Source organism: Streptomyces sp. NPDC028331 (genome assembly GCF_055565775.1).
On sequence record NZ_JBVHTR010000004.1, the window covers coordinates 356,206 to 375,091 of the forward strand.

Consider the following 18,886-nt stretch of genomic DNA (forward strand, 5'->3'; position numbering starts at 1 on the left):
ACCCCCGGCTCGATGGGATCAGAGGAAGTCGCCGGTGTCCAGGTCGAAGGCGAAGGGCTCGGGGAGGGCGAGCGGTTTGCCGAGGGGGCGGGTGCAGTGCTCGCGGTAGTCGTCCTTCTCGGGGTCGCCGAACAGGGTGGTCGAGGAAGCTTCGCGGTCGACGAGCAGGTAGAGGGGGATGCCACCGCGGGCGTAGCACCGGCGTTTGGCCTCACGGTCGGCCTTGGGCTTGGTGGACGTCACCTCGAGGACCATGGCGACGCCGTCGCAGGGCATCCAGGGGTCGGCGCCCCGATAGAGCCGCAGTTCCAAGGGAGCGAACGTGCCGTCCGGGATCACGTGATCCTTCGGGCAACCGCCTCCGCTCTGCAGCTTGAGCCCCTTGTTTCCGGAGAACTGCATGGCGGTCCGGGAACGCCTGATCACCTGGTTCACGATCAGCCCGATGTAGTCCTCGTGGTCCCCGTCCGGCGGCGGTGTCACGACGATCTCACCCTCGATCAGCTCCGCCCGGAATCCCTCCGGGGTGTCCAGGGCGAGAAAGCCCTCCAGCAGGACCTCTTCCTGCGTGAGCGGCTCATGGGCCATGGCGGTCATGTCACGCCCCTCCTTCGGTCGCTCGCCAGAATGGGACATCGGCTGATCACCTGGCCCGTGAGATCGGGAACCGTTCCCTCGATCGTGGCACACGTTCACGACGGTCGTCAGGCGCCGGGCCGCTCGCTCGACCCTGTCACGACGTCGGCGCGGTGCAGTGCCTCGAGACCCCGTTTCCACGCCGCCTCCAGGTCCGCGTCGTCGGGAAACCGGCCGTGGATCTCCAGGATCACCATGCCGTGGGCGAAGGCCCAGGTGGAGCGGGCCAGGTCGAGGTCGCCGGCGCAGGCGCGCAGCAGGGGCAGGGCGGCACGGTCCTCCAGGCCGGGGGGCAGTGCGGCGCGGGGCAGGGGGCGTTCGGTGGCCAGGCGGTACAGGTGGGGGTGGGTGAGGGCGTACGTCCGGTACGCCTCCGCCAGTGCCTGGAGCGAGCCGGGGGCGCGGGCCTCGGCGGCCTCCAGAGCCTCGGCCGACTCGTCGAGCATCTGGGCGATCAGCTCGACCTCGACGGCGTGCTTGTCGGGGAAGTGCTTGTAGAGGGAGGGGGCCTTGATGCCGAGGTGGTCGGCGAGGGTGCGCATGGTGAGCGCGGCGGGCCCGGACTCCTCCAGGAGGGTCCGGGCCGCCGCGACGATCTCCCGTGCCCGGGGCGACAGGTGCGCCCCGGCGGTCGGGGTGGGACGGTCAGCCACGCTGGAAGCCCTCCTTCGTGCGCAGTCCGTAGCCGAAGGCGCGATCGTACGAGATGTGGGCGAGCCAGCCGCACAGGGCCGCGAAGGCGGGGGCCCAGGCGATGGGGGTGACCGTGTAGAGGGCCATGAGGGCGAGCGGGACCAGCGCCCGGTGCAGGGCGTTGTAGTACGGCACCGCGCGGGGCGCGAGCTGTCCCTTGGCCATGCGGGGTGCCTGGTCGAGGGCCACCAGGAAGGTCAGGTCGGGCAGGACGAGGAAGACCAGGGCGAGGGTGCCGGCGGTCCAGCCGTGGTTGACGGCTTCGAGGACGGCGAAGGCGGACCAGAAGAGGGCGTTCGCGAGCCAGGCCGTGCGGCGCAGGACGGTGACGGGCGAGCGGGTGGGGCGGGCGGTGTGGGGGGACGCGATGGTGGCCGTGCTCATGACTGCCTCCTGAGGCCGGTCGGGCGTCGAGCTAACGCCGTTAGCCACGACGCTACGGCTAACAGTGTTAGCCGTCAAGGGGCCCGACGGGGAAAGGTCTTGACCCTGCCGCGGCGTCAACGTCTGTACTGATCCCATGCGGATCGGAGAACTCGCCGCGGTCGCCGGCGTCACCACGCGGACCGTGCGGCACTACCACCACCTCGGGCTGCTGCCCGAACCCGACCGGCTTGCCAACGGCTACCGCGACTACGGCCTGCGCCACGCCGTCGCCCTGGCCCGGATCCGGCGGCTGACCGAGCTGGGCCTCGGGCTCGCGGAGGTGCGGGACGTCCTCGCGGACGACGCCGGCCGCGATCTCGCCGAGGTGCTGGCCGAGTTGGACGACGACCTGGCCCGTCAGGAGGCGGCGATCCGCGAACGCCGCTCCCGGCTGCGCACGCTCCGCGAGCGGGGCGTGCCCGCCGAGGGCCCGGTCTCCCCCGAGCTGGCCGAGCTGTTCGCCGGGATGGAGGCCTTCGTGGAGTCCCCCATGGCGGCCAAGGACCGTGAGGTGATGGCGCTGATCGAGACGGCGGCCGGGCCGGAGGACCAGGAGCGGCTGAGGGCCGCACTGGGGGGCGCGTTCGGTGACGCGGGCGCCGTGGAGCGGGCGCGGGAGGCGTACGCCCTGCTCGACACGCTGGCGGACGCCGGCCCGGACGACCCGCGCGTGGACGAGGCGGTCCGCGCGGTCGTCGCCTGCCTGCCCGACGGGCTGGTCCCGGAGGGGGGCGTCGACCACGACCACGGCTTTCTGCGGGCGCTGTACGCCGACATGTCCCCGGCCCAGGCGGAGGCGATCCGCCGCGCCCTGCGACAGGCCGGGGAGGGCCGGTGCACCGGGGAGGACCAGCGGGCCGAGGAGGATCGGCGGGCCGAGGAGGACCGGCAGGCCGAAGAGGACCGGCAGGCCGAAGAGGACCGGCGCACTGGGGACGGCCGGGAATGACGGCCGGTTCCGGAGGATCGAGGACCCGGATCCCGTACGCGCTGCTGCGGCACGAACTCCGGCTGCTGGCGAGCATCTGGCTCTGGGCGGCGCGCCGTACGAACGGCACGCGCGAGGGGTGTGCGTACGGGTACGCGCGCGGGGAGGGCGCGTTGCTGTTCGGGCTGGCGTTCGTGTGCGTGGTGGAGGCGGCCGGTACGGCCGTACTGCTGCGGGACTGGCCGGTGGCGCACGCGATCACCCTCGTTCTGGACGTCTACACCGTGCTGATGGTCGTCGGCCTGCACGCGGCGTCGGTGAGCCGTCCGCACGTCCTGACCCCCACCGCGTTGCGGCTGCGCCGGGCCGCCCACGTCGACCTGAGCGTTCCCTTGGAGCACATCGGGGCGGTCCGGCGCGAATTGCGCACCTCCCACGAGCCGCGCGAGGGCGAACTGGACCTGCCCGTGGGGGCGCAGACGACGGTGACCCTCGAACTCGACACGCCCGTCACCCACGTCTCCCTGCTGGGCCGGCGCCGGGACGTCCGTGTGATCCGCTTCCACGCCCAGGAGCCGGATCGGCTGGTGGCGGCGCTCCGCGAACGGCACCCCGATCCCCTGACCCCGTAACCTGGCGCAGGCCCCACCACCCGGTTCGAGGAGAAACCCGTGCTCGTCCTGTTGCCGCCCTCCGAAGGCAAGGCGTCCTCCGGACGCGGCGCTCCGCTGAAGCTGGAGTCGCTGTCGCTGCCCGGGCTCACCGCCGCGCGGGAGGCCGTGCTGGCCGAGTTGGTCGAGCTGTGCGCCGGGGACGAGGAGAAGGCGAGCCAGGTGCTCCGACTCAGCGAGGGCCTGCGCGGGGAGGTCGCCAAGAACGCCGGGCTGCGGAGCGCGGGGGCGCGGCCCGCCGGGGAGATCTACACCGGTGTGCTCTACGACGCCCTGGGCCTGGCCTCCCTCGACACCGCGGCCAAGCGGCGCGCGGCCAGGTCCCTGCTCGTCTTCTCCGGGCTGTGGGGTGCCGTCCGCGTCACGGACCGCATCCCCTCGTACCGCTGCTCGATGGGCGTGAAGCTGCCCGGGCTCGGGGCGCTGGGCGCGTACTGGCGCACGCCGATGGCCTCCGTTCTGCCCGAGGCGGCCGGTGACGGTCTGGTGCTCGACCTGCGGTCCTCCGCGTACGCGGCCGCGTGGAAGCCCAAGGGCGAGGTGGCCGGGCGTACGGCGACCGTGCGGGTGCTGCACTCCCAGGTCGTGGACGGGGTGGAGAAGCGGTCGGTCGTGAGCCACTTCAACAAGGCGACCAAGGGGCGGATCGTCCGCGCCCTGCTGACGGCCGGGGCCGCGCCGAGGGACCCGGCGGAACTCGTCGAGGCGCTGCGGGACCTGGGATACGCGGTGGAGGCCGAGGCACCGGGCCGGGCGGGGAAGCCGTGGGCGCTGGATGTGGTGGTGACCGAGATCCACTGATCCCCGCTCGGCGCACTACGGCCACTACGGCGAGCACGGCCACTACTGCCACTATGGCCACTACGGCCACCTGTCCCACTCCACCCAGGAACATTGCAACATGTGCAACAGCCTTTGCGTATGTTGCCCGCCGTGGGCAGGATGACGGCCATGACCTCGCCGTTGCCCTCCCCCGCGCCCTCCGCGCCGTCCCCCGCCCACCCGGTGCGCGAAGGCCACCCGGTGCTCGATCTCGCTCCCGTCATCCCCGTGGTCGTCGTCCAGGACGTCGCCGACGCGGTGCCGCTCGCGCGGGCCCTGGTGGCCGGCGGGCTGCCCGCGATCGAGGTGACGCTGCGCACCCCGGCCGGACTCGAGGCGATCCGGGCGGTGGCGGGGCAGGTCGCGGGCGCGGTGGTGGGGGCCGGGACCGTCATCACGCCGGGGCAGGTGGCCGACTGTGTGGCGGCCGGTGCGCGCTTCCTGGTCAGTCCCGGGTGGACGGAGGCGCTGCTGGCGGCGATGCAGGACTCGGGTGTGCCGTTCCTGCCGGGGGTGTCGACGGCGTCGGAGGTCGTGGCGCTCCTCGAACGCGGCGTGCGGGAGATGAAGTTCTTCCCGGCGCAGGTGGCGGGCGGCACGGCGTTCCTGAAGTCGCTCGCGGGGCCGCTCCCCCAGGCCCGCTTCTGCCCGACGGGGGGCATCGGCCCGGCGAACGCCCCGGAGTACCTCGGCCTTCCCAACGTCGGCTGCGTCGGCGGAACGTGGATGGTGCCCGAGGACGCGATCGCCGGACGGGACTGGGCGCGGATCGAGGGCCTCGCCCGGGAGGCGGCGGGGCTGCGGCGTCCGGTCAGCGCAGGTGGGACGTGTCGTTGAGGAGGCGGAGGGCGGCGTTGCCGTCGGCGTAGTACGCCACCGCGGACAGGGACGCGGCCGACAGCTCCATGCGGAACAGGGCCTCGGGGGGTGCGCCGAGGGCGAGCCGGACCAGGGTCTTGACGGGCGTCACATGGGAGACGACCAGGACGGTGCGGCCCGCGTGGGAGGCGAGCAGCTTGTCCCGCGCGACGGCGACCCGGCGTGCGACGGCCGCGAAGCTCTCACCGCCGCCGGTGGGTGCGGCCTCCGGGTCGGTCAGCCAGGCGTTCATGTCGTCCGGGTACCGCTCGCGGACCTCGGCGAAGGTGAGACCCTCCCAGGCGCCGAAGTCGGTCTCGCGCAGCCCCTCGTCGAGGGTCACGTCGAGGCCGAGGCGGGCGGCGACGATCCCGGCGGTCTCCCGGGCGCGGGCCAGAGGGGACGACACGACGACCTGGATCGTGCCGCGGCGGGCGAGCACCGCCGCGACCCTCTCGGCCTGCTCCCGGCCCGCTTCGGACAGGGACGGGTCGCTGCCCCCGCTGCCGGAGAACCGCTTCTGCGAGGTCAGCGGCGTCTCGCCGTGCCGCAGCAGCACGAGGGTCGTAGGGGTGCCGAGGTCGGGCGGCGGCGCGGAGGCGACGTTACGGGCGGCCCTGAGGTCGGCCGCCTCCCGCTCCGCGGACCGCCTGGGGGCCGACGCAGAAGCCGCGGCGCCGGTGGGCGCCGCCAGAGCCGCCCTCGCCCGTGCGGCGCCCGCGGCCGCGTCGCCCGGCGGGCCTGCCGGTTCGGGGGTCGTCGGTTCTGAGGCCGTCAGTTCTGGGGCGGTCGGTTCTGGGACGGTCGATTGGGGGGCGGCCGGTTCGGGGGCGGTCGGTTCAGTGGCCGTCGCGCCGTGCGTCGGCGGTTCCCAGCGCTCGCCCCGCGCCCCGGCGTCCATCGCCTCGTTGGCGAGCCGGTCCGCGTGCTTGTTCTGCTCGCGCGGGATCCACTCGTAGGTGACCTGCCCGGCCGGGAAGACCGCGGCCGCCTCCATCGCCAGGGGTCTCATCGCCGGGTGCTTGATCTTCCAGCGGCCCGACATCTGCTCCACGACCAGCTTGGAGTCCATCCGCACCCGTACCCGCGCGCCCGGGTCCAGCGCATGGGCCGCACGCAGCCCGGCCAGCAGTCCCCGGTACTCGGCGACGTTGTTCGTGGCCGTGCCGATGAACTCGGCCCGTTCCACGAGCGTCTCGCCGCTGCCCGCGTCGCGCACCACGGAGCCGTAGCCCGCGGGCCCCGGGTTGCCCCGGGAACCGCCGTCCGCCTCGACGATGAACTCCCGCACGCCGTACGCCTCTTACTCGACTCTCGTCGCCTCTCGGTACGCCTGGTGCCCCGGGGCTACAGGCCCGACTCCGCCGTCCGCACCAGGATCCGGCGGCAGTTCTCGCAGCGCACCACCGTGTCGGGCGCCGCCGAGCGGATCTCGCTCAGCTCGGTGATCGCGAGCTCCTGCCGGCAGCCCTGGCAGGTGCGCTGGTACAGCTTGGCCGCGCCGATGCCGCCCTGCTGCTCGCGCAGCTTGTCGTAGAGCTTGAGCAGGTCGGCGGGCACCGAGGCCGCGACGACCTCGCGCTCCTTGGTCACCGAGGCGGCCTCGCCGTCGATCTCCTCGAAGGCGGCGTCCCGGCGGGCCGTGGCGGCGTCGATCTTCGCCTGGACCGAGGCGACGCGCTCGGTCAGCTCCGCGATCCGCTCCTGCGCGGCCTCGCGGCGCTCCATCACCTCGAGGACGACGTCCTCCAGGTCGCCCTGCCGCTTGGCGAGCGAGGCGATCTCGTGCTGGAGGTTCTCCAGGTCCTTCGGCGAGGTGACCGCGCCGGAGTCGAGGCGCTGCTGGTCGCGGGCGGCGCGCTGCCGCACCTGGTCCACGTCCTGCTCGGCCTTGGTCTGCTCGCGGGCGCAGTCGCTCTCCTCGGTCTGCGCGGCCACCAGCAGGTCGCGGAGCTGCGTGTGGTCCTTGGTCAGCGACTCGATCTCGGCGTGCTCGGGCAGGGACCTCCGCCTGTGCGCGAGCTGCTGCAGGCGTACGTCGAGGTCCTGGACGTCGAGGAGGCGGATCTGGTCGGCGGGCGCGGCGTTCAGTTGGGGGCTCCCGTTGCGCTAGTGGTGGCGGAGGACGCCGCGTGGGCGGTCCAGGGGTCGGTGACCGTTTTCGAGACGTGGACGCGCAGGTCCCATCCGTGCCGGTCGGAGATCTCGTCGAGCTGGGCGGCTGCCAGCTCGCACCAGGGCCACTCGGTGGCCCAGTGCGCCGCGTCGAGCAGCGCGAGAGGACTGTGGGCGCGGGCCTCGGACGCCGGGTGGTGGCGCAGGTCCGCGGTGAGGAAGACGTCGACGCCGGCCGCGCGGACGGCGTCGAAGAGGCTGTCGCCGGATCCGCCGCTGACGGCGACCGAGCGGACCACCGCCTCGGGATCGCCGGCGACGCGGATGCCCTGCGCGGTGGCGGGCAGCCGCTCGGCGGCGCGGGCGGCCAGCTCGCGGACGGTCAGCGGGTGGTCCAGTTCGCAGACGCGGCCCAGTCCGCGCCGGCCCTCCGGGTCGGTGGCGTCGGGCACCAGGGGGCGTACGACCCTGAGGTCCAGCGCGCCGGCGAGTGCGTCGCTGACGCCCGGGTCGGCGGTGTCTGCGTTGGTGTGGGCGACGTGCAGCGCGATGTCGTTCTTGATGAGGGTGTGCACCACGCGGCCCTTGAAGGTGGAGGCCGCCACCGTGGTCGTACCGCGCAGATAGAGCGGGTGGTGGGTGACCAGCAGGTCGGCGCCCAGCTTCACCGCCTCGTCGACGATCTCCTGGACGGGGTCGACGGCGAAGAGGACCCGGGAGATCTCCTGGTCGGGGTCGCCGACGACCGTGCCGACCGCATCCCAGGACTCGGCCCGCTCGGCGGGCCACAGGGTCTCCAGCGCGGCGATGACTTCAGACAGACGGGGCACGGGGGAAAGGCTACCTGGCCCGGGGCGGTGCCCCACCGGTCGCGGGTCGGCTCGTTCCGGCGGGCGGCGGGAGGGACCGGGACGGGCCGGCTCGTCGCCCGGCCCCTCGCATCGCCCGATCGCACCCGCCCACCGCCCGGCTCGTCGTCCGGCCCTACCAGGGTGGTGAGTTGGCGGTACGCGCGCCCCCTCGTGCAGCACAACCGCCCCTGTTTATTCACAGGAATCCGGGGACGGACACCCTTACGTGTGAAGCGACGGCCCGGGGATTCCACGCCTGTGCGTACGAAAACTAGCTTCGTCGCCGGAGGTGACCGAACGATGACGGCCTGTGCCTTCACAACCGCCACGGCGAACGGCCCGGAAGGGGTGCCCGCGCCCGGATGCGTGATCACCGCGGACGGTGCCTACGCGGCCCGTCTCGCCCTGGACGGCGGGTCCTGGTTCCCGGAGCGCTGGACCCTGGACGGCCCGGAACCGTACGCCGTACCGCTGCCCGTCGACCAGCCCGAGGAGCCCGGCACCGAAGTGCAGCCGCTGGCCGACGGGCGGGTGCTGATCCACCGCGTCGCGGCCGGGCGCCACACGTTCTCGCTGCTGTACCCGGCCGGCCCGGGCACCGGGGAGCGGCTGCTGGGCGCGGTGGAGTGCCCCGCGGAGGGGACCCGGCTGAGGCTGCTGCCGCCCGCGCCGACCGGCGACCGCGCGTTCGCGCTGGAGGTGGATCGGGCGGCGACCGCGGTGTGGCTGGTGGCGGGCGGCGCCAGGGGGCCGGAGCGGGTGGCCCGGGTGCCGGGCCGGTGTTCGGGCGGGGTGTGGCTGGACCGCGCGGGCCGGCTGCTGGCCGTGGACCGCACACCGCCGGACGGGGGCCCCACCAAGACGGTGGTGGTGGATCTCGCGCGGGACGGCGAGGTGTCGCCGCTGCTGCAGATCGCCGAGGGCAGCAACGATCGGCTGCTGCTCGCGGACCCGGACAGCGGGCTGCTGCTGATCCGCTCGGACGCACCCTCACCGGGCCGGGAGCGGCTCGGCTGGGGGGTGTTGGGGAGCACACTGCCGGTGCGGTTCCCCGAGTGCCTGCGGCTGGACCGCCCCGCGACGCCGTTCGCCATCCAGCCGGGGCAGGCGCTGACACCGGAGAGCTGCGCGGTGGCGCTGCGCATCGACGGGCCGGCCGGAAGCTGGGTCGGGGTGTGGCGCCCCGCGGACCGCAGGGTCCATCAACTCGCGGCGCCGACGGGATGGTTGGCGGGTGCCGGGCTGTGGACACGGGACGGTGTGCTGCGGCTGCCGTACGCGACGGGGACGGTGCGGTGCGGGGTGGCGCGGCTGGAGGTGCCCCGGGCGGCGGAGGCCGCCCCGGCGCGGGAGACGGGCGAACGGCCGGTTCCGCGGCCTGCGGACCCGGCGGCGGCACGGCCGGTCACGTTGCAGCAGGCGCTGTCGCCACGGCGCGCGGAGGCGGCACCGGCCCCGGTCGTGTGGATCCGTAAAAGACAGGTGTCGGCGGGGAGTAAGGACGGGCTTCCCGGGCACGCGCAGGGCCAGGGCGGCAGCCGCGGCACGACACCCCCGGCCCCCGGTACGGCTGTCGTCGCCGCCCGTTAGACTCGCCCGGCTGTACGAAGGATCATGTTTTGACGGGGTGAACACTTCCTATGAGCGACACCATCACCACCCAGCCTCTCGCTGCCGAGGTCCAGGAGATCCCGGGGCACGGCAAGCACCGCGGCCCGGTCTCCGTGGAGGACCAGGAGGCGGCGCCGCACGGCCGGCACCGCAAGCCCTCCGGGCAGCAGGAGCAGACCGGTACGGCGGCCTGAAGCGGTCCCGGTAGCACCACGTGACGGTCCGCCAGCCGCCGCAACCCGGCCGGCTGCCGCGTCTGTTCGGCCCCGCCCGTCCCACGACGGGCGGGGCCGTCGCACACAGGCCCTCATCGACCCCTTCAGCGGTCCCGGCGCCCCGACGCCCCGTCGTGCCGCAACCCCAGCACCTCCACCGCCGCGAACGTCTCGCCCGCCGGCCGCTCGGCGTAGTGCGGGGTCAGCAGCGCGTCGAGTTCGTCGTAGGTGAAGGCGTCCTGTTTCGTGTCGAACTTCGCCGCCACCCGCGGCCGTTCGACGATCGCCACCATGCCGCCGTGCACGACGAAGAGCTGTCCGTTGACCTGCGCGGCCGCGGGTGAGGCCAGATAGCCGACGAGGGGCGCGACATGCTCGGGGGCGAGCGGGTCGAGGCCGTCGTCCGGGGGTTCCAGGCCGGCGAACACGTCCTCGGTCATGCGGGTGCGGGCGCGCGGGCAGATCACGTTCGCGGTGACGCCGTACTTGGCGAGGGCGAGCGCCGTCGACGTGGTCAGGCCGACGATTCCGCCCTTCGCCGCCGCGTAGTTGGGCTGCCCGGCCGAGCCCGCCAGGAACGCCTCCGAGGAGGTGTTGACGATCCGCCCGTACACCGGCCGGTCCGCCGCCTTGGAGCGGGCCCGCCAGTGCGCGGCGGCGAAGCGGGTGGTGTTGAAGTGGCCTTTGAGGTGGACCCGGATCACCGCGTCCCACTCCTCCTCGGACATCGAGAAGACCATGCGGTCGCGCAGGATGCCCGCGTTGTTCACGAGGATGTCCAGCCGGCCGAACTCCTCGACGGCCGACTCGACCAGTTCACGGGCCTGCCGGAAGTCGGACACGTCTCCGGTGTGGGCGACGGCCCGGCCGCCGGCCGCGCGGATCTCGGCGGCGACCGCCTCGGCCGGGGCTGTCGAGGCCTCCCCCGACCCGTCCCTCTCCGGCTGCCCGTAGTCGTTGACGACGACGGCCGCGCCGAGCCGGGCGAGTTCCAGTGCCTCGGCCCGGCCCAGTCCCCGGCCGGCGCCCGTGACGACGGCGGCGCGTCCCTCGAGTGGCAGTGACATGAACGTCCTCTCGCCGCAGGGAGGTTCAGGCGTGGTTCAGGTGGTCCACCTGGTTCAAACAGCTCAGGTGGTTCAGGTGGTCCAGGTGGCTCGGATGAGGTTCAGGTCTCGATGCACGTACGCAGGGCCGTCCCCGTCCGCATCTGGTCCAGTGCCTCGTTGATGTCGGCGAGCGGCACCCGGTGCGTGATCAGGCCCGCCAGGTCGATGCGCCCGGCGCGCCACAGCGCGATGGTGCGCTCGTAGGAACGCCGGACGTCCCCGCCGCCGTACAGGGACGGCAGGATCCGCTTCTCGTCGAAGAACAGCTCGAACATGTTGAGCTGGAGGAAGTCGTCCATGGCCCCGGCGCCGACCACCACGAGCGTGCCGCCGCGGCGGGTGTTCTCGTACGCGGTCCGGGCCGTGGCCGACCTGCCCACGACCTCGAAGACGTAGTCGAAGCCCTCACCGCCGGTGACCTGCTGCTTCGCGTCGGGCAGTGCGTCGGGGGACACGGCCCTGGTGGCGCCGAACCGCAGCGCCGCGTCGCGGCGCGAGGCCACCGGGTCCACGGCGACGATCTCGGCGGCGCCCTTGAGCCGTGCGCCCTGGACCGCGGAGATGCCGACGCCTCCGCAGCCGATGACCGCCACCGACGAACCGGCCTGGAGGTCGGCGGTGTTGAGAACCGCCCCGAGTCCGGTGGTCACCCCGCAGCCGATGAGCGCGGCGATGTCGAACGGCACGTCGTCCGGGATCGGGACGGCGCAGCGGGCGTCGACGACGACCTCCTCGGCGAAGGTGCCGGTGCCCGCGAAGCCGAAGACGTCACCGCCGGGGCGCCGGAAGTTGGGGGTGCCCGCGTTCATGAACCCGGCCAGGCACAGTTCGGTCTGGCCGCGCCGGCAGGCGGGACAGGTGCCGCAGGCGGGCAGCCAGCACACGACCACCCTGTCCCCCGGCTTCACATGGCTCACGCCCTCGCCGGCCTCGAGCACCTCCCCCGCGCCTTCGTGGCCGGGCACGAACGGCCCCGGCTGCGGCAGGACGCCGCTCATGGCGGACAGGTCCGAGTGGCACAGCCCGGTGGCGCGCACCCGGATCCTGACCCTGCCGGGGCCGAAGCCCGTCGCCTCGACGTCGTCGTGGACCTCCAGCTTGTCCTGGCCGATCTCGTGCAGTACGGCTGCGCGCATGGTGCGGCTCCCCTCGGAGGCTCGATGCCCGGGCTCGGCGGCCCGGGACCGCTCGACGGCTGGGTGGCTAGATGGCTGGGTGGCTCAGACGGCTGGGTGGCTCAAGAGTGTTCGACGACCGTGTCGGCGAGGACCGGCGCGTCGTCCCGCTCGACCGCGCCCACCGTCACCCGCACCACCCCCCGTGCTCCCTGCTCCCCCTGGCGCCACATGCGGATGCGGAGGGTCTCGCCCGGGTACACCACCCCGGCGAACCGCGTGGCGTAGGAGCGCACCCGGGTCACGTCACCGCCGAGCAGCGTGTCGACCACGGCCTTGAGCGTCATGCCGTAGGTGCACAGTCCGTGCAGGATGGGCCGCTCGAAGCCGGCGAGCTTGGCGAACTCCGGGTCGGCGTGCAGCGGGTTCCAGTCGCCGGAGAGGCGGTAGAGCAGGGCCTGGTCCTCGCGGATCGGCCGTTCGACGACCTTGTCGGGCTCCCCGGTGGGCGCGTCCAGCCGGGTGGAGGGGCCGCGGTCGCCGCCCCAGCCGCCCTCTCCCCGTACGAAGATCTGGGCGTCGTTGGTCCACAGCGGGCCCTCGGCGTCGGCGACCTCGGTGCGCATGACGAGGACGGCGGCCGTGCCCTTGTCGTACACCGCGGCGATCCGGCCGGTGGCCCTCGCCGTGCCCTCGGCCGGGATCGGGCGGTGGATCGTCAGCGACTGCCCGCCGTGCAGGACGCGGGCGAGGTCGACGTCCACGCCGGGCATGGCCAGAGAGCTGATCACGCCCGGGGAGCCGGCGCCGGCGACGGTGGCGAAGGCGGGCAGGACGTGCAGCCGGGACTCCAGGGTGTAGCGCAGTTCGTCGGGGTCGGTGGCGGGGATGCCGGCGCCGATGCCGAGGTGGTAGAGCTGCACGTCCTTGGCGGTCCAGGTGATCTCGCCGGTCCGGGGTTCGGCCGCGAGGGCCTTGGCTGCGTCGATGGGCATGGGGCTCCTGACGGTCGAGACCTCGGCGCGGCCGTCCGCACCGTCGGCCGCACCGAGGTCGTCACGGGCAGAACTGAAACGCGTTCCAGTCCAGCGGGACCCTGTATAGCCGAGCGGTCCCGCGTTGTGAAGGCTCCTGACGTCGTGTCAGCTCGATGGGCGGCGGGTCAGCGGGGCCCCGGGGGGAGGCAGGTCGGTTGGCGGCCGGGGGAGGCATGTCGGTTGGGCCGGGACATTTGTACTGCCGGATCGCTGACAAAGACATCTGCCGGGCGGTACCGCAGCCCCCGTAGCGTCGTACGCATGATGAAGACGACCGGGACACCGCCGGCGGTGTCCTTCACGGGGGCGGTCAAGACCTACGGCGCCGTGCGCGCCGTGGACGGCATCGACCTGCGGATGGAACACGGCGAGACGGTCGCGCTGCTCGGCCGCAACGGCGCCGGCAAGTCGACGGCGATCTCGCTGCTGCTCGGCCTGAACGAGCCGGACGAGGGGGCGGTCGAGGTCTTCGGCGCGCCCCCGGAGCAGGCCGTGCGCGCCGGCCGGGTGGGCGCCATGCTCCAGGAGGCGCGGGCGGTCCCCCGGGTCACCGTCCGCGAGCTGGTCTCCTTCGTGGCCGGACGCTACCCCGACCCGATGTCCGTCGCCCGGGCGCTGGAACTGGCCGGGATCGCGGATCTGGCGGGGCGGCGCGTGGACCGGCTCTCCGGCGGCCAGACCCAGCGGGTGCGGTTCGCGGTGGCGCTCGCCGGGAACCCCTCGCTGCTCGTGCTGGACGAGCCGACCGCCGCGCTGGACGTGGAGGCGCGGCACGCCTTCTGGGACTCGATGCGGGCCTACGCGCGGCGCGGGCACACCGTCCTGTTCTCCACGCACTACCTCCAGGAGGCGGACGCGCACGCCGACCGGATCGTCGTCGTCGACCGCGGCCGGGTCGTCGCGGACGGCACGGGCGAGCAGCTCAGGCGGGCGGCCGGCGGCAACCTGGTCTCCTTCGACCTGGCGGGGCGCGGCACTGCGGGCCTGGAGCTGCTGCCCGGCGTGCGGTCGGTGGAGGTGCGCGGGAACCGGGCGCTGCTGCGCACGGACGACTCCGACGCGACGGTGATCGCCCTGGCCGGACTGGACGCGATACGGGGCCTGGAGGTCGTGCCGGCCTCGCTGGACGACGCGTTCCTCGCCCTGACCTCACGTGAGACGGAGACGGTGTGATGTGGGACTATCTGCGGCTCGAGGTGCGCCGGACCCTGCGCGACGCGGGCTTCGTGATCGGCGGGATCGCGATGCCGGTGATGATGTACCTGCTGTTCACCAACATCGGCGAGAACGACGGTGGTTGGAGGACGGCGTCGATGGTGGGCATGGCCGCGTACGGCGCGGTCGGCTCGGCGCTGAGCACCGGGGGCGGGGTGGCCGAGGACCGGGCCGTGGGCTGGCTGCGGCAGCTCAGGGTGACCCCGATGACCCCGCGCCAGGTCGTCATGGGCCGGGCGCTGACCGGTACGGTGACGGTGCTGCCCGCGATCGTCGCGGTCCTCGCGGCGGGCGGTCTGGTCAACGGCGTACGGCTGGCGGCCTGGCAGTGGGCGGCGACTGCGCTGCTGCTGTGGCTCGGCTCGCTCCCCTTCACCCTGCTCGGCCTGGGCAACGGCTACCGGCTGACCGCGCAGACCACCGGCGTGGCGAACATGATCTGCAACCTGGGGCTGGCGGTGCTCGGCGGCCTGTGGTTCCCGGTCGCCCTGTTCCCCGGCTGGCTGCGCTCGCTGTCCGCGTACACCCCGACGTACCGCATCGCCCAGCTCGGCACGTCGGTCGCGGACGGGCACGCCCCGGCGTTCGCCGCGCTGCTCGTCGCGGGGGCCTGGCTCCTGGTGTTCGGTTCGTACGCTGTGCTGTCCTACCGCAGGAGTGCGGGGACCATCTGAACGGGGGATCGGGGACATGTCCTGGATGCGAAGCGTCTCGTGCCAGGTGGATGCCTGGCAGCAGGCGCGGCAGACGTGGAAAGAGGACAAGGAGCGGTTCAAGGCCGAGCAGAAGGCCGCCCGGAAGGCCGGGACGATGCCCGAGAACCCGGGGCCGCCGCCCACCGGATTCTCCCTGCTGCCCTGGCTGCTGATGGGGATGGGCGCCTTCTCCAACCTGTTCCAGGGCAGGACCCCCGACGCGTGGATCGGCGGTCTGGGCCTGTTCACCTTCAACACCTGCTACATCTACGTGGCGTTCCGGGCCTTCGACAAACAGAAGCGTCAGGCCCGGTCCACGCGGGCGGCGCTGGTCCTGATGGGTGTGGTGACCTTCGGTCTGGCCATCGGGTACGGCGACAACTGGCTGCTGTTCTTCCCCCTGCTGGGCCTCGCGACGGGAGCGGTCGTGCGCGGCCCGTGGCTGGGCAGGACGGGCCTCGCCCTCACCGCGGTCGCCGGTGTCGTCTCCGGCCTGCACGAGGGCTGGGACGGACTCAACATCGCCTACGGCACGTTCCTGTCGACGATGGTGACCGCCGCGATCCTGTCGCTGTCCGAGGCCGTACGGGAACTGCGCGCCGCCCGCGAGGAACTGGCCCGCCGCGCGGTGGAGCAGGAACGTCTGCGGTTCTCGCGCGATCTGCACGACCTGCTCGGCCACACCCTGTCGGTGATCGTCGTGAAGTCGGAGGCGGCCCGCAGACTCGCCCCCCGCGATCTTCAGGCGGCGCTTGCGCAGGTCACGGACATCGAGTCCGTCGGCCGGCAGGCGCTCACCGAGATCCGCGAGGCGGTCACCGGCTACCGCGAGGGGAGCCTCGGCACGGAACTGGACCGGGCCCGCTCGGCCCTGACCGCCGCCGGCATCGAACCCGTCGTGCGGCGTTCCGGTCCTCCCCTGGTGTCGCAGACCGAGGCGCTGCTGGGCTGGGTGGTGCGCGAGGCGGTCACCAACGCCGTGCGGTACAGCGGCGCGACCCGCTGCGAGATCACCGTCGACGGGAGCTCGGAGCGCGTCCGGCTGACGGTCGCGGACAACGGCGGCGGGGCACCCGCCGAGCCGGCCCCGGCGGGTGTCGGCGGGACCGGCCTGAAGGGGCTGACGGAGCGGCTCGCGGCGGCGGGCGGGTCCCTGCGGGCCGGTCCGTCGCCGCGGGGCGGCTTCACGGTCACCGCGGAACTCCCGGTGGATTCCGCTCCGCCCGTTCAGCCGCCCCCTCAGCCGCTGTCCCCGGCGGTCACGGCGCCCAGGGCTGACTGACCACCCAGCTCACGTCGTCACTCCACGACGTGGCGCTGTCCCAGGTGTTCGAGCCGCCGTTGCTCGCGATGTAGACGTTGTAGTCGTAGTGGCGGAGGTATTTGCTCGGGTAGTTGTACGAGGCGAACGACGTCCCGGTGCCGCTCTTGCCGGTCTGGGGGCAGAACGTGGCGTCGGCTCTGAACTGCGCGGTGCCGTCCATGGGCTGGCGGTAGAGCTGGAAGTTGTAGTGCCGCAGGAAGTCGCCCGGGTAGTTCCTGGACTCGAAGGAGACGCAGGAGCTGCTCGCGAGGCCCCGGCGGACGATCCAGGTGGCGTCGTTCTTGTCGAGGCTCGAACTGCTGGACGTGATCGACGAGATGACCGCCGCGTCGTTCTGGTGGCGGATGTAGTCACCGGTGCAGCAGGAGGTCGTGGCGCGCAGCGAGATCTCCGAACCGGGGGTCAGGGAGCCGGTGGACCCGGTCGCGCCGCCGTAGCCGACGGAGACGATGTTCGCCTGCACGGAGTCGTCGGCCGCGTCGGTCGGGATGCCGGAGGTCATCACGCCCTCGAAGAAGGAACCGATGGAGCCGTTGCTGTTGTCGCCGCCGGTTCCGAGGACGATCGCGCCCTCCTGGTGCATCGGCGAGTAGCCGCCGCCGTTGACGGTGGGTTCACCGCCGGAATAGGTGGTCGTGAGACCGCCGGACTGGGCATTGCCGTATTTCAGCGCGAAATGGTTCTGGCCGTTGTTCTTCAGTAGCGCGGTCACGAAGGGAAGGGGTCCCGTGCCGGTGTTCGAGGAGTTCTTGCTGTAGCCGGAATCCGACTGGAACAGGCCGTTCTCCAGGTCGGCCTGGACCCAGGGGCCCTTCCCGTAGCACGGCGAGAACCAGCACTCGGTGCCGAAGTTGATGGCGTCCATGTGGCCGTTGCCGGTGTCCTTGTTGTTCGTCTCGGCGTTGCCGTAGTCGAAGCAGCAGCGTCCGTTGACATGGGTGCCGGAGGTGACCATGTACATCCCCTCGGCCTGCCCGTTGACCGCGACACCGGAGGTGGAGTTGTCCCGGTAGCCCATGCCGGCGGAGATCTCCAGGCCGTAGACCTGGTGCCCGCCGACGGTCACCGGCAGCGCGTCCGCGGGCGCGCCGACGTCGGCCGCGCCGGCTCCGCCGGCGCCCTCGACGGTGAGGTCGTTGTGGCGGGAGGACTGGTCGTAGATCTCGGTGATGATGCAGGTCGTGCCGGAGCAGAAGGAGTCCTGGGCGGCGGCGTTGGCGTATCCGCCGGCCGCCAGCAGGCCGATGTTCGTCGTCGCGCCGTCCGAGGCGCGCTTCACCTGGTAGAGCGGGCCGTTGTACGAGGAGTAGAGCGCCCTGACGAGGCTGTGCGCGGCGACGCAGGGGGTGCCGGCGGCGGCGTAGATGTCGCACGGGAGCGAGCCCGCGGCGGCGGCCCGGGGCGCGCCGGCGCCGACCGAGAGGCCGAGGGCGAGCACGACCACGGTCACGAACGCGGCCAGCGCGGACAGGACCGCGCTTCCGCGGCGCTGCGGTCGCGGGGGCGTGGGCGTGGGGGACACGGTGTACCTCTTCCGTTCCGGTGGGGCCGCACGGAATCCATTCGAAATACCGGACAATGTTCGGTCGAAATGCCGAACCTGTTCTCTTTCGAAATTCCGAACATCTTGGGGAGTCGGCCCGGAGTGGACATGGAGTGGACATGGGGATGGGCATGGCACAGGAATTGCAAAGGAGTTCCCTGAATGCCGAGCCGATTGTTTGACCACGGTCAGAATCCGTCAAGACTCGCGGCACGGAACAAGGAAGAGTCTTTGATCGCCGGGTCGTCGCACGGCCGGATCGCCGGATCGCCCTACGCCGTCGTGGAGTTGGCCGTGTGCGCCCGGGCCCGGCCTGCCGCCCGTACGCTTGGCCCGTGAACGAGATGCCCCCCGATCAGCGGCCGACGAAATGCATCCGGGTACTGCTCGCCGAGGATCAGGGCATGATGCGCGGCGCCCTCGCGCTGCTGCTCGGCATGGAGGCGGACATCGAGGTCGTCGCGCAGGTCGCGGCGGGTGATGCGATCGTGGACGCCGTGCTGGTCCATCGCCCGGACGTGGCGCTGCTGGACATCGAACTGCCGGGAAGGAGCGGCCTGGACGCGGCGGCCGAGCTGCGGGAGCAGGCTCCGTACTGCCGGGTGCTGATCCTCACCACCTTCGGGCGCCCCGGCTATCTGCGCCGTGCCATGGAGGCGGGCGCCGCCGGTTTCCTGGTCAAGGACGGGCCGGTGGAGGAGCTGGCCGCGGCGATCCGGCGGGTGCTCACCGGTGAAACGGTCGTCGACCCGGCCCTGGCCGCGGCGGCCCTGAGCGCCGGCCCCAGTCCGCTGACCGCCCGCGAGTGCGACGTGCTGAAGGCCTCCGTGGACGGGGCGACGGTCGCCGACATCGCCGCCAGGCTCCACCTCTCGGAGTCGACGGTCCGCAACTACCTCTCCTCCGCCATCGGCAAGACCGGCACCCGCAACCGCACGGAGGCGGTGCGGGAGGCGCGTCAGCAGGGGTGGCTCTGATCCGTCACCCCCGGCGGGACGGCGTCCGCGGCAGGCACTGAACCG

20 protein-coding genes are annotated in these 18,886 nt (G+C 72.9%); 10 read left to right on the forward strand and 10 right to left on the reverse strand.

The genetic code is table 11. The features are described from left to right. Window positions 1-18 precede the first annotated feature (18 nt). From ACZ4SW_RS07610 to ACZ4SW_RS07620, 3 genes are all read right to left on the reverse strand, one after another. Complete coding sequence (locus tag ACZ4SW_RS07610; protein ID WP_468239201.1) at window positions 19-597, reverse strand: Uma2 family endonuclease; 579 nt, start codon at window positions 595-597, stop codon at window positions 19-21. 107 nt (window positions 598-704) lie between these two features. Then, window positions 705-1,253, reverse strand: coding sequence for a TetR/AcrR family transcriptional regulator (locus ACZ4SW_RS07615; RefSeq protein ID WP_468239435.1), 549 nt, complete (start codon window positions 1,251-1,253; stop codon window positions 705-707). A 28-nt stretch (window positions 1,254-1,281) separates the two neighbouring features. Next, entirely contained in the window at window positions 1,282-1,713 is a 432-nt protein-coding gene (locus ACZ4SW_RS07620; protein WP_468239203.1) for a DUF4260 family protein, read from the reverse strand. 136 nt (window positions 1,714-1,849) lie between these two features. Between ACZ4SW_RS07620 and ACZ4SW_RS07625 the strand changes: the two genes are divergently transcribed. The 4 genes from ACZ4SW_RS07625 (at window position 1,850) to eda (ending at window position 5,013) form a co-directional block, all read left to right on the forward strand. After that, window positions 1,850-2,704, forward strand: coding sequence for a MerR family transcriptional regulator (locus tag ACZ4SW_RS07625; RefSeq protein ID WP_468239206.1), 855 nt, complete (start codon window positions 1,850-1,852; stop codon window positions 2,702-2,704). Beyond that, window positions 2,701-3,315: a hypothetical protein gene (locus tag ACZ4SW_RS07630; RefSeq protein ID WP_468239209.1), complete on the forward strand. Its 615-nt coding sequence runs from the start codon at window positions 2,701-2,703 to the stop codon at window positions 3,313-3,315. Before ACZ4SW_RS07625 ends, ACZ4SW_RS07630 begins: the two co-directional genes overlap by 4 nt. 39 nt (window positions 3,316-3,354) lie before the next feature. Next, a complete protein-coding gene (yaaA, locus tag ACZ4SW_RS07635; protein ID WP_468239211.1) occupies window positions 3,355-4,155 on the forward strand; it encodes a peroxide stress protein YaaA in 801 nt (266 codons plus the stop codon). A 150-nt stretch (window positions 4,156-4,305) separates the two neighbouring features. After that, window positions 4,306-5,013 carry a bifunctional 4-hydroxy-2-oxoglutarate aldolase/2-dehydro-3-deoxy-phosphogluconate aldolase gene (gene eda / locus ACZ4SW_RS07640; protein WP_468239214.1) on the forward strand — a complete coding sequence of 236 codons (708 nt, stop codon included), beginning with the start codon at window positions 4,306-4,308 and terminating at the stop codon, window positions 5,011-5,013. On the opposite strand, the gene ACZ4SW_RS07645 is transcribed toward eda, so the two are convergent. The 3 genes from ACZ4SW_RS07645 to ACZ4SW_RS07655 are packed head-to-tail and all read right to left on the reverse strand — an operon-like array spanning window position 4,988 to window position 7,979. Next, the gene (locus ACZ4SW_RS07645; protein ID WP_468239217.1) at window positions 4,988-6,325 is read right to left on the reverse strand and encodes a bifunctional RNase H/acid phosphatase; all 1,338 of its coding nucleotides are present in this window, start codon (window positions 6,323-6,325) and stop codon (window positions 4,988-4,990) included. The genes eda and ACZ4SW_RS07645 overlap by 26 nt on opposite strands. Window positions 6,326-6,381: 56 nt before the next feature. Further along, window positions 6,382-7,125 (reverse strand): zinc ribbon domain-containing protein, encoded by a 744-nt coding sequence (locus tag ACZ4SW_RS07650; RefSeq protein ID WP_468239438.1) that lies wholly within the window; start codon window positions 7,123-7,125, stop codon window positions 6,382-6,384. After that, window positions 7,122-7,979, reverse strand: a complete 858-nt coding sequence (locus tag ACZ4SW_RS07655) for a Nif3-like dinuclear metal center hexameric protein (protein WP_468239220.1) — start codon at window positions 7,977-7,979, stop codon at window positions 7,122-7,124. The genes ACZ4SW_RS07650 and ACZ4SW_RS07655 overlap by 4 nt, the downstream gene beginning before the upstream one ends. Window positions 7,980-8,300: 321 nt before the next feature. On the opposite strand from ACZ4SW_RS07655, the gene ACZ4SW_RS07660 reads away from it, so the two are divergent. Next, complete coding sequence (locus tag ACZ4SW_RS07660; protein ID WP_468239223.1) at window positions 8,301-9,590, forward strand: hypothetical protein; 1,290 nt, start codon at window positions 8,301-8,303, stop codon at window positions 9,588-9,590. A 50-nt stretch (window positions 9,591-9,640) separates the two neighbouring features. After that, entirely contained in the window at window positions 9,641-9,805 is a 165-nt protein-coding gene (locus ACZ4SW_RS07665) for a hypothetical protein (RefSeq protein ID WP_468239226.1), read from the forward strand. 125 nt (window positions 9,806-9,930) lie between these two features. Here the strand turns inward: ACZ4SW_RS07665 and ACZ4SW_RS07670 are convergent, their stop codons facing one another. The 3 genes from ACZ4SW_RS07670 to ACZ4SW_RS07680 form a co-directional block, all read right to left on the reverse strand. Next, window positions 9,931-10,893, reverse strand: coding sequence for a 3-oxoacyl-ACP reductase (locus ACZ4SW_RS07670; protein WP_468239229.1), 963 nt, complete (start codon window positions 10,891-10,893; stop codon window positions 9,931-9,933). Window positions 10,894-10,994: 101 nt separating this feature from the next. Continuing rightward, a complete protein-coding gene (locus ACZ4SW_RS07675) occupies window positions 10,995-12,071 on the reverse strand; it encodes a Zn-dependent alcohol dehydrogenase (protein ID WP_468239231.1) in 1,077 nt (358 codons plus the stop codon). Between the two features lie 101 nt (window positions 12,072-12,172). Beyond that, window positions 12,173-13,045 carry a MaoC/PaaZ C-terminal domain-containing protein gene (locus tag ACZ4SW_RS07680; protein WP_468239233.1) on the reverse strand — a complete coding sequence of 291 codons (873 nt, stop codon included), beginning with the start codon at window positions 13,043-13,045 and terminating at the stop codon, window positions 12,173-12,175. Window positions 13,046-13,348: 303 nt separating this feature from the next. Between ACZ4SW_RS07680 and ACZ4SW_RS07685 the strand changes: the two genes are divergently transcribed. Genes ACZ4SW_RS07685 through ACZ4SW_RS07695 form a run of 3 tightly spaced genes read left to right on the forward strand, consistent with a single transcriptional unit; the run spans window position 13,349 to window position 16,279 of the window. Further along, the gene (locus tag ACZ4SW_RS07685) at window positions 13,349-14,260 is read left to right on the forward strand and encodes an ABC transporter ATP-binding protein (protein WP_468239236.1); all 912 of its coding nucleotides are present in this window, start codon (window positions 13,349-13,351) and stop codon (window positions 14,258-14,260) included. Further along, window positions 14,260-14,976, forward strand: a complete 717-nt coding sequence (locus ACZ4SW_RS07690; RefSeq protein ID WP_468239239.1) for an ABC transporter permease — start codon at window positions 14,260-14,262, stop codon at window positions 14,974-14,976. The genes ACZ4SW_RS07685 and ACZ4SW_RS07690 overlap by 1 nt, the downstream gene beginning before the upstream one ends. A gap of 16 nt (window positions 14,977-14,992) precedes the next feature. After that, complete coding sequence (locus tag ACZ4SW_RS07695; RefSeq protein WP_468239241.1) at window positions 14,993-16,279, forward strand: sensor histidine kinase; 1,287 nt, start codon at window positions 14,993-14,995, stop codon at window positions 16,277-16,279. Here the strand turns inward: ACZ4SW_RS07695 and ACZ4SW_RS07700 are convergent. Further along, window positions 16,257-17,843: an alpha-L-arabinofuranosidase B gene (locus ACZ4SW_RS07700; protein WP_468239244.1), complete on the reverse strand. Its 1,587-nt coding sequence runs from the start codon at window positions 17,841-17,843 to the stop codon at window positions 16,257-16,259. The genes ACZ4SW_RS07695 and ACZ4SW_RS07700 overlap by 23 nt on opposite strands. Before the next feature lie 365 nt (window positions 17,844-18,208). Here ACZ4SW_RS07700 and ACZ4SW_RS07705 point away from each other — a divergent pair, with 365 nt between their 5' ends. Next, a complete protein-coding gene (locus ACZ4SW_RS07705; protein WP_468239441.1) occupies window positions 18,209-18,841 on the forward strand; it encodes a response regulator in 633 nt (210 codons plus the stop codon). Window positions 18,842-18,886: the final 45 nt, after the last annotated feature.